The sequence below is a fragment of the Xanthomonas sp. 3793 genome (assembly GCF_024806835.1).
Lineage (GTDB): Bacteria > Pseudomonadota > Gammaproteobacteria > Xanthomonadales > Xanthomonadaceae > Xanthomonas > Xanthomonas arboricola_F.
In genome coordinates, this window is the sequence record NZ_JANTYU010000006.1 from 138,798 (window position 1) to 151,143 (window position 12,346).

General features: G+C 65.9%; 10 protein-coding genes. 5 read left to right on the forward strand and 5 right to left on the reverse strand.

The genetic code is table 11. The annotated features are described in order from the left end of the window. Nucleotide 1 precedes the first annotated feature (1 nt). The 3 genes from FHY18_RS18850 (at nt 2) to FHY18_RS18860 (ending at nt 2,084) form a co-directional block, all read left to right on the forward strand. Nucleotides 2-694, forward strand: a complete 693-nt coding sequence (locus tag FHY18_RS18850) for a rhomboid family intramembrane serine protease (RefSeq protein ID WP_046962787.1) — start codon at nt 2-4, stop codon at nt 692-694. Between the two features lie 86 nt (nt 695-780). Next, nucleotides 781-1,098, forward strand: a complete 318-nt coding sequence (locus FHY18_RS18855; RefSeq protein WP_259159004.1) for a DUF1820 family protein — start codon at nt 781-783, stop codon at nt 1,096-1,098. After that, entirely contained in the window at nt 1,098-2,084 is a 987-nt protein-coding gene (locus tag FHY18_RS18860) for a D-2-hydroxyacid dehydrogenase family protein (RefSeq protein ID WP_259159006.1), read from the forward strand. Before FHY18_RS18855 ends, FHY18_RS18860 begins: the two co-directional genes overlap by 1 nt. Nucleotides 2,085-2,635: 551 nt before the next feature. Here the strand turns inward: FHY18_RS18860 and FHY18_RS18865 are convergent. Both FHY18_RS18865 and FHY18_RS18870 read right to left on the reverse strand, forming a co-directional pair. After that, nucleotides 2,636-4,165, reverse strand: coding sequence for a S41 family peptidase (locus FHY18_RS18865; RefSeq protein ID WP_259159009.1), 1,530 nt, complete (start codon nt 4,163-4,165; stop codon nt 2,636-2,638). Nucleotides 4,166-4,665: 500 nt separating this feature from the next. Beyond that, entirely contained in the window at nt 4,666-5,964 is a 1,299-nt protein-coding gene (locus tag FHY18_RS18870; RefSeq protein ID WP_259159011.1) for a peptidoglycan DD-metalloendopeptidase family protein, read from the reverse strand. Between the two features lie 97 nt (nt 5,965-6,061). Here FHY18_RS18870 and FHY18_RS18875 point away from each other — a divergent pair, with 97 nt between their 5' ends. After that, the gene (locus FHY18_RS18875) at nt 6,062-6,718 is read left to right on the forward strand and encodes a hypothetical protein (protein WP_259159014.1); all 657 of its coding nucleotides are present in this window, start codon (nt 6,062-6,064) and stop codon (nt 6,716-6,718) included. A gap of 55 nt (nt 6,719-6,773) precedes the next feature. Next, on the forward strand, nt 6,774-8,600 hold the full coding sequence (locus FHY18_RS18880) for a M28 family metallopeptidase (RefSeq protein ID WP_259159016.1): 1,827 nt from the start codon (nt 6,774-6,776) through the stop codon (nt 8,598-8,600). Between the two features lie 269 nt (nt 8,601-8,869). Here FHY18_RS18880 and FHY18_RS18885 read toward each other — a convergent pair whose 3' ends face one another. The 3 genes from FHY18_RS18885 to FHY18_RS18895 all read right to left on the reverse strand — a co-directional run bounded on the left by FHY18_RS18885 (nt 8,870) and on the right by FHY18_RS18895 (nt 12,133). Further along, nucleotides 8,870-9,313: a PepSY domain-containing protein gene (locus FHY18_RS18885; protein WP_259159018.1), complete on the reverse strand. Its 444-nt coding sequence runs from the start codon at nt 9,311-9,313 to the stop codon at nt 8,870-8,872. 223 nt (nt 9,314-9,536) lie between these two features. After that, nucleotides 9,537-10,643 (reverse strand): glycoside hydrolase family 5 protein, encoded by a 1,107-nt coding sequence (locus FHY18_RS18890; protein WP_259159023.1) that lies wholly within the window; start codon nt 10,641-10,643, stop codon nt 9,537-9,539. Nucleotides 10,644-11,140: 497 nt separating this feature from the next. Next, nucleotides 11,141-12,133 carry a glycoside hydrolase family 5 protein gene (locus FHY18_RS18895; protein ID WP_259159307.1) on the reverse strand — a complete coding sequence of 331 codons (993 nt, stop codon included), beginning with the start codon at nt 12,131-12,133 and terminating at the stop codon, nt 11,141-11,143. Nucleotides 12,134-12,346: the final 213 nt, after the last annotated feature.

The following is a 12,346-nucleotide window of genomic DNA, read 5'->3' on the forward strand; positions in this document are numbered from 1 at the left end:
GATGTTCGTCTCCCTCCCCTCCCGCAAGAAACCCACCCCGCGCTGGGCGGTGCCGCTGTTGTTCGCCACGGTGTGGCTGGCCTATCTGTGGTCGATCAGCCGACCGGGCGAAGCGCGCAATACGCTGTGGCTGGACTGGGGCGCGCTGTCCAGCGGCGTGTCCAACCTGGGCGACTGGTGGGCGACGTTGCGCGACGGCAGCGTGCTGCGGTTGTTCACGGCGCTGTTCCTGCATGCCGATTGGTCGCACCTGCTCGGCAACCTGGTGTTCCTGCTGATCTTCGGGTTGCCGGCCGAGCGCATCCTGGGGCCGTGGCGCTTGCTGTTGCTGTTCCTGGTCGGCGGCGCGGCCTCCAACCTGGCGGCGATCTTTGCGATCGGCACGCCGGACCGGGTGATCATCGGCGCCTCCGGCGCGGTATCGGCCTTGATCGGTACCTACCTGGCATTGTTTCCCGGCGCCAAGCTGGGGGTGGTGCTGCCGCTGGGGCTGTTCCTGGAATTCATCCGCGTGCCGGCGCCGCTGCTGATCGGTGCCTGGGCCCTGCTGCAGGTGGTGTTCGCCTACATCGGCCCGGCCTTCGGCATGGTGGCGTGGTCGGCGCACATCGCCGGGTTCCTGTTCGGCATCGTCTACGGGTTGTATGTGCGCGCGGCCATCGCGCGACGCTTGCGCAAGCGCCACGGGTTTTAGCGCGTGGCAAGCGCCACAGCGCGGAGGCATGCACCTGCCGGCGCGCTGCGCTGCGTCCATGGCAATGGCGCGCCTATAATCGGCGCATGTCCAAGCCCCTGTACAAAGTCACCTTTCTCAATCACGGCAAGGTGTACGAGCTCTACGCGCACGAAGTGACCGGCAGCCATCTGTGGGGCTTCAACCAGATCGGCGAGTTGGTGTTCGACGTGCACGACGGCCTGGTGGTGGACCCCACCGAAGAACGCCTGCGCGAGGAGTTCGGCAATACCAGGACCCTGCATCTGCCGATGCAAAGCATCGTGCGTATCGAAGAAGTGGAAAAGAAGGGCCAGTCGGTGATCCGCGATGCGACCACCGGCGACAAGGTGGTGACCTTTCCGGTGCCGACCAAGCCGCGTTGATGCGTATCCTGGTGCCCGACGATTACCAGGGCGCGGTGCGCCACCTGCCCTGTCTGCAGCGACTGGAGGGGCACGATGTGCAGGTGCTCGGCGCGTTGGCCACCGATCCCAACGAATGGGCCGAGCGCCTGGTCGAAGCCGAGGCGCTGGTGCTGATCCGCGAGCGCACCCGCGTGGATGCGACGCTGTTGCGGCGGTTGCCGCGGCTGAAGCTGATCAGCCAGACCGGACGCGTGGGCACGCATGTGGATGTGGCCGCCTGCACCGAGTTCGGCGTGGCGGTGGCCGAGGGCGTTGGCTCGCCGGTGGCGCCGGCCGAGCTGACCTGGGCGCTGATCCTGTCGGCCAGTCGCCGCCTGAGCGAGTATCAGCGCGCCCTGCACCAGGGCCGCTGGCAGGCGACCGGCGACCCCGACCTGGGCCGATCGCTGCATGGCCGCACGCTGGGTGTCTGGAGTTATGGGCGCATCGGCCAACGCGTGGCCGGGTACGGGTGCGCGTTCGGCATGCAGGTGCTGGTGTGGGGCGGCGAAGCGTCGTGCGCGCAGGCCGCGCGCGATGGGTACGCAATTGCGGGCAGTCGCCAGGAGCTGTTCGAGCGCAGCGATGTGCTGTCGCTGCATCGCCGGCTGACTGCGCAGACGCGCCACCAGGTGACTGCGCAGGATCTGGGCCGCATGCGCACCGACGCCTTGCTGGTCAACACCAGTCGCGCCGAATTACTCGCACCCGGCGCATTGCTGGCCGCGCTGGATGCCGGCCGGCCCGGGCAGGCGGCGGTGGATGTATTCGAGCGCGAGCCGGTGCTGGACCCGCGCGACCCGCTGCTGCAGCACCCGCGCCTGCTGGCCACACCGCACCTGGGTTATGTGGAGCGCGACAGCTACGCGCTGTATTTCGAAGCCGCCTTCGACAACGTGCTGGCGTTCGCCGCCGGCACGCCGCGCAATCTGGTCAATCCGGAAGTGCTGGCGATGACGCGCTAGCGCGTTTGCGCGGTGAGTCCCAGCATGCATGCGCGAAGAACCAGACACACGGATGCCGTCAGCGACGCGCACGGGAATGCGTGGACGGGTTTGCAAGCGCGCCGGAGTTTCAGGGCGTCTGCCGAACGCTGCATGCCCAAGACAACGCACGCAATCGGCCAATCCTCAAGCAGCGATGATGGCGCGATCAACGCATGTCTGAGCAAGCGATTGAACGCTGCAAACGCGCGCCTGCTCACGCATACGCATCCGGCGTAGCGTGCGAAGGCATTCCATCCGCAATGGCGATGACGCCTCTGACAACCGCATCATGCACACCGCTGGTGCTCTCCCTCACGTATACGACGACGGACTTCCCCCACACCACGCGTAATAGGCGTGCAGTCGCCAGCGCAGGCAGCGTCAAACGCGATGACCGCAGCACGCATTGCCTGTCTTGCGACGCATCGGCAGAGTCTGCGCGGACACGCTGCGCACATGGGCGCACACGCTGCGGATGGCACGCGGGCGATCCGCATCCGGCCGATCGCACGCGCATCTGCGGGCGGCGCTTACCTGCTCGGTTCGACCGGTGCCGATTTGTCTGCAGGCGCGGCTGGCTTGGCCGGTTCGGCAGGGGTCTGCTTGTCCGCAGGCGCGGCCGGCTTGGCTGGGTCCGTTGGCTTGGCCTTGTCGGTCGCCGCCGGGCGCGCTGCTGTCGGCTTGGGCTCGGCGGCTGCCTTGGTGGCCGCCTTGGCCTTCTGTGCGGCCTGGGCTTTTGCCTTGAGCGCGGTTTGCGCCTTGGCGGCTGAGCCGGGCTGCTTGAGTTCGGACAGGGCTGCGGCGATCGGGCCATCGCCCGGCAGCACGTCGCCGGCGCTGTAGCCCTCCTCGCCTTCGTCGTCGCCACGCAGGTGGCCCGGCAAGGTGGCTTCGCTGTAGTCGGTCAGGCTGGCCGGCACGTCGGCGTCGCCCGGCTGCGGTTCGGGCGCGAGTTGCACCTCAGGCACGATGCCGCTGGCCTGGATCGACTTGCCGCTGGGCGTGTAATAGCGCGCGGTGGTGAGCTTGACCGAGTCGCCGTTATCCAGCGGCAACACGGTCTGCACCGAGCCCTTGCCGAAGGTGCGGCTGCCGATGATGCGCGCGCGCTGGTTGTCGCGCAGCGCGCCGGCCAGTACTTCCGAAGCGCTGGCCGAGCCGGCGTCCACCAGCACCACCACCGGTGCGCCGCCGAGCAGGTCGCCCGGGGTGGCATCGAACTTGGCGTCGCTGATCGAGATGCGCCCGCGGGTGCTGACGATGTTGCCCTTGTCCAGCAGGTCGTCGGCCACCTGCACCGCCGACGTCAGCAGCCCGCCCGGGTTGCTGCGCAGGTCCAGCACCAGGCCGCGCAACTTGCCGCCGGCCTGCAGCTGCTTGAGGTTCTTCTGGAAGTCGGCGCCGGTGTCGGCCTGGAAGGTGCTGATGCGGATGTAGCCATAGCCCGGCTCCAGCAACTTGCTGCGCACGCTGGCCACCCGGATGGTCTGGCGCTGCAGGGTCACATCGAAGGGCTTGGGCGCCTTGTCGCGCACGATGGTCAAGGTGACCTTGCTGCCGGATTCCCCGCGCAGCGGTTCCATCGCCTTGCTGGCATCGATCGGCTTGCCGTCGATGGCCACGATCACATCGCCTGCGCGAATGCCGGCGCGCGCCGCCGGCGTGTCGTCGATCGGCGCGATCACCTTGAGCGTGTTGTCCTGTTGCTGCAGCAGCTCCACGCCGATGCCGTCGTAGGCGCCGGTGGCCTGTTCGTCGAAGGCTTCGGCATCTTCCTTGTCGAAATAGGTGCTGTGCGGGTCCAGGTCCGAGAGCAGGCCGCGCACGGCCGCGTGCATCAGTTTCTTGTCTTCGACCGGGTCGACGTAGGCCTGCTTGACTGCGTTGTACACCGCCACGAAGCGGCGGATTTCGTCCAGCGGTACCTTGGAGACGGCGGCTTCGTTGGCTTCCGGATCGTCCGCAGTGGCCTGGGCGGCGGCGGGACTGGCTTTCTGCGCCCAACCGGGTGAGGCGAACAACGCCAGCGACAGGGCAACGGACAGAACGGCTACGCGCATGAAGCACTCCGGCAAAGAGACAAGACGCCCCGCACGACGGAGCTGACCGGATTATGCGCGAAGCAGCGGTAAATCCGCGTTGAATTGCACGCCGGCTGCAGAGGCAGGTCGGTGGCGGCCAGCTGGCAGCCGACTTGAAAGGTGAACATGCGGCGCCCTGGCGCCGGCAGGCATCTGCCATTGGCGTGTGGCCAGCGCCATGGCGTCTGACTCCGCATCCGCGCGTCAGCGACCGACCGCGGTGTACGCACGCTCCGCGATGTCTGCGAACACCATGGCGCTGCCGGATCACCGGGATCGGTCGGCCTGTCGCAGCGGCCAGACAGGCCGCATCCGCGCAATACCGCTGCCACGCACTGGCCGGCAAAGCCTGGTCGATGCAATGACCAGGCGCTGGGCCAGAACCAATCCACGCTGATCAACCACTTCGGCAACGCTCTGCAGCACGTTTGCGCTCGGTGCGATGCGCAGCGTCTGCACGTGCGCACCACACGCCACCGTCAACGCCGCTGCAACCAGCTCGATGGGTCGACGGGCTGCCCATTGCGCCGCAACTCGAAGTACAGCGCCGGCACGCCCTGCCCGCCCGAGCTGCCGACCTTGGCCACTGCCTCGCCGCGTTTGATCGCCGCGCCGGCATCGCGCAGCAAGGTGTCGTTGTGCGCGTACAGGCTCATGTAGCCGTTGCCGTGGTCCACGATCAGGATCATGCCGTAGCCGGTCATCCAGTCGGAGAACACCACCGTGCCGTCGGCCACCGCAGTGACCGTGCTGCCCTTGGGCGCGCCGATCAAGACGCCCTTGCTGGTGTGGCCATCGGGCAAGGTGGCATTGAAGCGTGCCAGCAGATTGCCCGACACCGGCCAGCTGAGCCCACCGACCTTGGGTGCAGGTGCGCTGGCGATGACCTTGGGCGGGGTTTTGCCGGGGCGCTCCGGGCGATCGGTCTTGCCGCGTTTGGCCTGCGCCGCGGCCTCGGCGGCGGCGCGCTTTGCGGCCGCGCGGCGTTCGGCTTCGGCCTTGGCCGCGGCCGCACGCAGATTGGCGAGCAGTTGCTCCAGCGACTTGGCATCCTGGCCCAGCGCCTTTTCGCGCTCGGCGCGTTGTTTGTAGCGATCGTCCAGCTGCGCCACGGTGGCCGCCTGCTGCGAACGGTCCTTCTGCAAGGTGGCGGCCTGCGCCTTCTGCTGCGCGCGCGCGGCATCCAGCGCCTGGCGCCGGGTGGCGATGTCCTGTTCCACCTTGGCCAGGGCATCCAGTTGCGTGGTCAGCGCATGGATCCGCTGCGCGCGTGCGTTCTGCACATAGCGGTGATCGGCGAGCATGCGGTTGGCATCGCCGACCGTGTCCTGCGACAGCAACACCTTCAACGGTGCGTTGCGGCCCACCTGGTCGGCGGCGCGCAGCAATGCGGCCAGCTGCGTGCGCTGGTTCTGCAGGCCGCGCTGCAATTGCGCACGGTCCTGCTGGAGCGTGGACAGATGGTGTTCCTGTGCGCGCATCGCCGCTTCGGTTTCGCTCAGGGCACGCGCGGTCTTGGCGACCTTTTCGTCGGCCTGGCGCAGTTGCTGGGCCGCGGTGCCGCGCTTGCCTTCCAGCTCGCGCCGGTCGGCGCTGATGGTCTTGAGCTCATCGCGCAGCTGCTGCAGCTTGCGCTCGGTCTCGCGCTGGTTCTGCGCGCCCGCGCCGACGCTGCCGAGCAGCATGCAGGCCAGCACGCTCGCAGCCAGCCACCTGCGTCCCACGCCGGTGGCGGAGACGAGCGGCGGACGCGACAGCGGTGCGGGCGAAGGGGCCAACGAACGATCCAGTGACTTCAGGCAGGTGCGCGATTGTAGCCAAGCATGGTGTGATCGCCGCCACGCCCAAGACAGCCGCCACCGCGCGAGGTTCAGCATGAAGCCCCAGTCTCTCCTCCTGGCATTGTCCCTGGCCTGCTCGACCGCCTGGGCCGATGATGACATCAGCAAGGTCAACGGCCGCATCAGCGCCGAGGCCGGCAAGACCTACGGCGGCCTGGAAACGGTCAACGGCTCCATCGAGATCGGCGCCGGTGCGCAGACCAAGGATGTGGAAACGGTCAACGGTGGCATCAAGATCGGCGATGGCGCCCGCACCGGCGATGTGTCCACGGTCAACGGCGCGATTTCCCTGGGCCAGAAGGTCATCGTGTCCGGTGGGCTGGAAACGGTCAACGGCAGCGTGCTGGTGGAGCGCGGCAGCCAGGTCAGCGGCGGCGTGGAAACGGTCAACGGCAGTATCGGGCTGGTCGGAACCGACCTCGGCAAGGGCATCGAGACGGTCAATGGCGACATCACCGTTGGGGTGGGCTCGCATGTGCGCGGCGGCATCGAGGTGACCAAGCCGAACTTCGGCTTTTCCTTCAAGCCCTCGCGCAAACCCCGCGTGGTGATCGGCCCCAAGGCAGTGGTCGATGGCCCGCTCCACTTCGAGCGTGAGGTGGATCTGTATGTGCATCGCACCGCCAAGGTCGGCGCGGTCACCGGTGCCACCGCACGTAGCTTCGATTCGGACGTGGCACCCAAGGACTGACGCGCTCACCACACGCACGTTCTAAGATCGGAACTCCGTCGCACGAGGAGTTCCGATGCCCCGCAAGATCCTGTTGTGCCTGGCCGCGACCCTGGCCCTGGCCGGTTGCAAACGCGAATCGGCCGACACGCCGTCCGCACCGGCCGAGCAGACGCCGGCCGATGCCACGCCCAGCGCACCGGTCAGCCGGCACGCGTTCTCGCCCGAGCTGACCGGCGGCGACTTTGCCGAACTGGTCAAGACGCTGGCCTCGGACGACTTCGAAGGACGCGGACCGGGCACGCCTGGCGAAGAAAAGACCGTGACCTATATCCGCGACCAGATGCAGCGCATCGGGCTGCAGCCGGGCAATGGCGACAGCTGGTTCCAGGACGTGCCGATGGTGGAAACCACCGCCGATGCGGCCACCGCGCCCAGCCTGCGCAGCGGCGAGCAGACCCGCACCCTCGCCTTCGGCACCGACATCGTGGTGGGCACGCGCACCGGCCAGGCCGAGGTCAAGCTGGACAACAGCGAGCTGGTCTTCGTGGGCTATGGCGTGGATGCGCCCGAGCAGCAGTGGAACGATTACGCCGGCCAGGACTGGAAAGGCAAGACGGTGGTGATGTTCGTCAACGACCCCGGCTTCCATACCAACGATGCCAAGTTGTTCGACGGCAAGCGCATGACCTACTACGGGCGCTGGACCTACAAGTTCGAAGAGGCCGCGCGCAAGGGCGCAGCGGCAGCATTGATCGTGCACGACACACTCGGCGCCAGCTACGGCTGGGATGTGGTCAAGAACTCCTGGTCCGGCCCGCAATACGATCTGCCGGCCAAGGACGACCCCGATCCGCGCCTGCCGGTGCAGGGCTGGATCAGCGCCGACACCGCCAAGCAGCTGTTCGCCAATGCCGGGCTGGATCTGGCCCAGGCCTACAAGGACGCCAGCAAGCGCGGCTTCAAGCCGGTGCCGTTGAAGGCCAGCTGGTCGGTGGACCTGAAGAGCAGCATTGCCGAGAAGACCTCGCGCAACGTGGTCGGCGTGCTGCCAGGCAGCAGCCATGCCGACGAGGCGGTGCTGTACATGGCGCACTGGGATCACCTGGGCAAGCATCCGGGCGAGAGTGGCGACAACATCTACAACGGCGCGGTGGACAACGCCACCGGCGTGGCCGGCATCCTCGAAATCGCCGATGCGTTCGCGCATCAGGACCCCAAGCCGGCCCGCTCGGTGGTGTTCGTGGCGGTGACGCTGGAAGAATCCGGCCTGCTCGGCTCCAAGTATTACGTGGCCAACCCGAGCTTTCCGCTGGACAAGATCGCGGCGGTGATCAACCTGGATGCGATGTCGGTGGCCGGGCGCGCACGCGATGTGACCGTGGTGGGCATGGGCAGTTCGGAGCTGGAAGACATCCTCAAGCCGATCGCCGCGATGCAGGGCCGTACCCTGCATGCCGAAGCCACGCCGCAGAGCGGCTCGTATTTCCGCTCGGATCATTTCAACTTCGCCAAGGCCGGTGTGCCGGCGCTGTATGCCGATGGCGGCGAAGACCTGCGCGAGGGCGGTACTGCTGCCGGGCGTGCGGCAGCCGAGGACTACGGGCGCCATCGCTACCACGCCCCCGGCGATGAGTACGATGCGGCCACATGGAAACTCGACGGCACCATCGAAGACCTGCAGGCGGTGTACGGCGTGGGCAAGGAAGTCGCCGCCGGCGACCGCTGGCCGAACTGGTACCCCGGCAACCCGTTCAAGGCTGCACGCGACCGTATGCTGGCCGGCAAGCCGGGCACCGGCGCGGCGGCAGCGCAGCCGGGCGCAGCCGAGAACGCTCCGAACAATGCCAAGCCGAACAAGGCCAAGGATGCGGACGCAAACAACGCCGCGCCTGCGCGGTGAGGCGCTTGCCGCTGCGGCGGCGGGCAATGCAGATCGCGCCGCTGTGCGAGCGGTCGCAGCCTAGGCGACTGCCTGCATGACAAAGGGCCTCCGATTGGAGGCCCTTTGCTTTTCATCCATGCTTCAGGCGGAACGGTAGCGGGCTGGCTGAAACACTCGCGGCATCGCCGGGATCCAGATCAGGGTCGGTACGGGCCGCAACCGCTGTTCGGCGCGCCGCTCAACCAGCGCGTTGCCCTAGCCGCCCGAAGACGCGCGCCCTCAGGCACTCAATCGTTGTCGACACTGACCACGTGCCCATCGTCGGGATCCACGTGCAGCTCGACCTTTTGCCCGTTGCGCTTTGCATCGGCCTTCCACAGGCCATCCTTGAACTTGAGATCGTGCACGTCCGCGTAACCGCCGGTGGACAATGCCGCACGGACGTCGGCTTCGCTCAGCCGCGAGGTGGTCTGGTCGCCATAGACGCGGCCAGTCACCGGATCGATGTGGACATCCACATCCTTGCCATCGCCGCTGCGGGCATCGGCGGTCCACACGCCGTGCTCGAACTTGACGTCGTGCACCTTGGTGTAGCCCTTGGCGGTCAACATGCTGGTCACCTCATTGGAGGTGAGGGCCTTGGCCGGCTTGGCGGCGTCCTGCGCGAACGCGCCCTGCGAAACAAGCGTCAATGCGCCGATCAGCGCGGTGGTCATCATGCGACGTGCCATGGGTAGGCTCCTGCTGTGAAGTGCCGCCATGCTGGCTGCCTCGGGATCGTAGCCGGGTGAAAACAGGGACGATTCGGTCAGGGAAATTCAGTTAACTGAAACGTGGTGTCGCCCTTCATCGCTTCTGCACTGCGGATTTACATTTCAATTCCAGCAAGTCGGCACTGCCCGCAGCCCAACGAAAAAGCCGCCTTGCGGCGGCTTGTCATCTCGTGGCGCATGTTCAGCGCTTGGTGCGTGCCGTGGAGGCAGGTAGACGTGCGGCGGTGGTGCCGGGTGCATGGGTTGCGCGTGCGGCCTGCGGCGAGAGGATGGTCATCTGCGGTTTGTCGGTGCCGTCCTTGTTCGGATGCACGTTGTAGGCGTAGGACAGGTTCCACCACGAACCGGCCGCCCACCACGTCCAACCCAACCACACGTCTGCATTGCTCTCCATGTAGCCGAGCATGCCCTGCAGCGCTTCGTTGCAGACCTGATTATTGGCGGTACCGAACTCGGCCAGAAAACCGCGCTTGCCATTGGTGCGCAGCCATTCGGTGAAATTGCGCAAACGCTCGGCGCCAACAGTGGAACTGACGCAGACGCTGCTGGTGCCGCTGGAATCGGCGTCCAGGTATTGATGCACTTCGAACGCGTAACGGTTGAGCGGGTCGTAGATGGACGCCAGCGCAACGGCGTTGGAATAGCCATCGCTGGTGGGCGAGTACCAGCTGTGCGCCCCGGTCCACGAGGCGCCCGGTACCAGGATCAGATTATTGGCACCGGTTCTGCGAATTGCATCGATGGCGGCTTGCGCGGCACCAGCCCATTGGCTGGAGGAAATATTATTGGGTTCGTTCATCAACCCGAAGATCACCGCATTATCGCCATTGAATGCCAATGCGAGACGGCGCCACAGGTCGCTAAAGGTGGCCACCGGCACTTCCGGCCCGCCAATCTTGTAACCGTAGTACTTGGCGTAATTGTGGATATCGATCACCAGATACATGCCTGCAGCCTTGGCACGCGCCACTGCCTGCTGCACCAGCGCCAGCTGCGCCGGATCCAGCTCGCCGCGCGCGCTGGGCTGCAGACGTTCCCACAAAATGGGCAAGCGGATCGTATTCATTCCGACCCCGGCGAAATACGTGTAATCGCTGGCCGAGGCGTACATGTAATCCTTGTTGAGCACGCCGGGTTTTTTGGAGGATGCGAATTCTGCACCGGATAAATTGACGCCGGCGTAAGTCAGCGCGCGTGTTTGCGCATGCGCCGACGACAATCCGGCCAGCAACATGAAACACAGGGCGCACAGGGAAAGATGGCGTAGTGAGAAGGACGGACGTGACATGAAGCAACTCCTGACGGGGAAGATGCGTCGCCGCCCCGATGGCGTGCGATCGGCGCAAGTTGCGCTGCATCTGTGTGTTGCAATGCATCACGTGTGCCAAAGCGCGGTATCCCAGCGATTTAGCCGAAAAGTGCGAACCAATGCGCACTTAATAAGGAAGCGCGCGTTTATGCGTGCATACCGGTTATCAATAAACTGTTGGGTTTACCGGATACGTACCGGTATGTGCCGAGATACCGGCGTTATTGAGCGATGCGTCATTTGCGTGGCGCCATCGCAGTGGCGCAGCCATGACGCATCGCAATCAATGCGGTGCCGTCGCTGGGAGGGCACCGCTGAACAGGGCAATTCACCTAGTGGCGATGCGCCTGCAAGACGCTGCGGCCTGCGGCCGGAACCGGCGTGTAGCACCTCTACACGCCGGTTCCCGAGTGCCGGCAACGGCCTGGCAGCCTCTCACCAGGTTTTCCTGATCGCTCCAGGCGAGCTTGGGTGAATCAGCGCGCGATGCGACGCGCATGCGCGCTCAGGATGGGAAGCTGCGGTTTGTCGCGTCCGTTGCCATCCGGCTGCAGCGTGAACGGGTAATCGGCGCGCCACCATGCGCCAGCGGCCCAGACGCTGGAGCCCAACCAGACATCGCGGTTGGTTTCCAGATAACGCAGCATGCCGTCCAGCGCGAGCATGCAGGTGCGATTGCTGGATGACCCAAACTCGCCCAAGAATCCGCGCTTGCGCTGGCTGCGCAGCCAACCGGTGAAACTGCGCAGGCGCTCCGCACCGATGGTAGCGCTCACGCAACTGGCGCTGGTGCCGCTGGAATCGGTATCCAGATACTGGTGTACCTCGATGGCGTAACGGTTGAGCGGGTCGCGAATACTGGCCAGCGCAACTGCGTTGGATTGCCCGGCGATGGTGGAATACCAACTGTGCGCTCCGGACCACAGCGCGCCAGGCACCAGGATCAGGTTGTTGGCGCCGGTGGCGCGGATGCCGTCGATCGCTGCCTGTGCGGCGGCAGCCCAGTTCTGCGGCGCAATGTCGTAGGGCTCGTTCATCAGCCCGAAGATCACCGCGTCATCGTTCTTGAACGCCACGGCCAACCGCCGCCACAGGTCGGTGAAGGTGGCGATCGGCACGCGCTGGGCACCGATCTTCTGCCCGTAATACTTGGCGTAATTGTGGATATCCACGATCAATACCATGTGCGCTGCCTTGGCATTGGCCACGGCCTGTCGAATCAGCGCGAGCTGTGCGGGGTCCAGCGCGCCCTGGTTCTTGGGTTGTAGTCGCTCCCACAACACGGGCAGGCGCACCACATTCATGCCGGTGTCGGCGAAGTGCTGGTATTCGCCCGGAGTTGGATAGCGATAGTCGACATTGACGATGCCGGGACGTCTTGCCGAGGCGATTTCGGCACCGGAGAGATTGATGCCTGCATAACGCAGTGCACCGCTTTGCGCCTGCGCGCGTGGAAGCGCGGCCAGCAATAGCGCGGCCAGCGCACAGCACAGCAGCTGGCGCGGCCAGGTGGGGGAGAGGGACATGGGGGAACTCCTGAAGCATCTACGGGGGGGAGATGCGTTGCATCGCAGTTGCTCGCAAGCACAACGCATCGATCACCAGCCTATGCGCATCTGCGGCGCGCAACTACGGATGCGAGGTATCACTGCATCAAGCTGTGCAGTGCTTCGCAGTTGCGA

What these genes read in the sequence shown, in the direction of transcription:
- FHY18_RS18890 (WP_259159023.1), bottom strand. Translation starts at nt 10,643, where the DNA reads ATGTCACGTCCGTCCTTCTCACTACGCCATCTTTCCCTGTGCGCCCTG.
- FHY18_RS18875 (WP_259159014.1), top strand. Translation starts at nt 6,062, where the DNA reads ATGAAGCCCCAGTCTCTCCTCCTGGCATTGTCCCTGGCCTGCTCGACC.
- FHY18_RS18885 (WP_259159018.1), bottom strand. Translation starts at nt 9,313, where the DNA reads ATGGCACGTCGCATGATGACCACCGCGCTGATCGGCGCATTGACGCTT.
- FHY18_RS18850 (WP_046962787.1), top strand. Translation starts at nt 2, where the DNA reads ATGTTCGTCTCCCTCCCCTCCCGCAAGAAACCCACCCCGCGCTGGGCG.
- FHY18_RS18865 (WP_259159009.1), bottom strand. Translation starts at nt 4,165, where the DNA reads ATGCGCGTAGCCGTTCTGTCCGTTGCCCTGTCGCTGGCGTTGTTCGCC.
- FHY18_RS18880 (WP_259159016.1), top strand. Translation starts at nt 6,774, where the DNA reads ATGCCCCGCAAGATCCTGTTGTGCCTGGCCGCGACCCTGGCCCTGGCC.
- FHY18_RS18860 (WP_259159006.1), top strand. Translation starts at nt 1,098, where the DNA reads ATGCGTATCCTGGTGCCCGACGATTACCAGGGCGCGGTGCGCCACCTG.
- FHY18_RS18855 (WP_259159004.1), top strand. Translation starts at nt 781, where the DNA reads ATGTCCAAGCCCCTGTACAAAGTCACCTTTCTCAATCACGGCAAGGTG.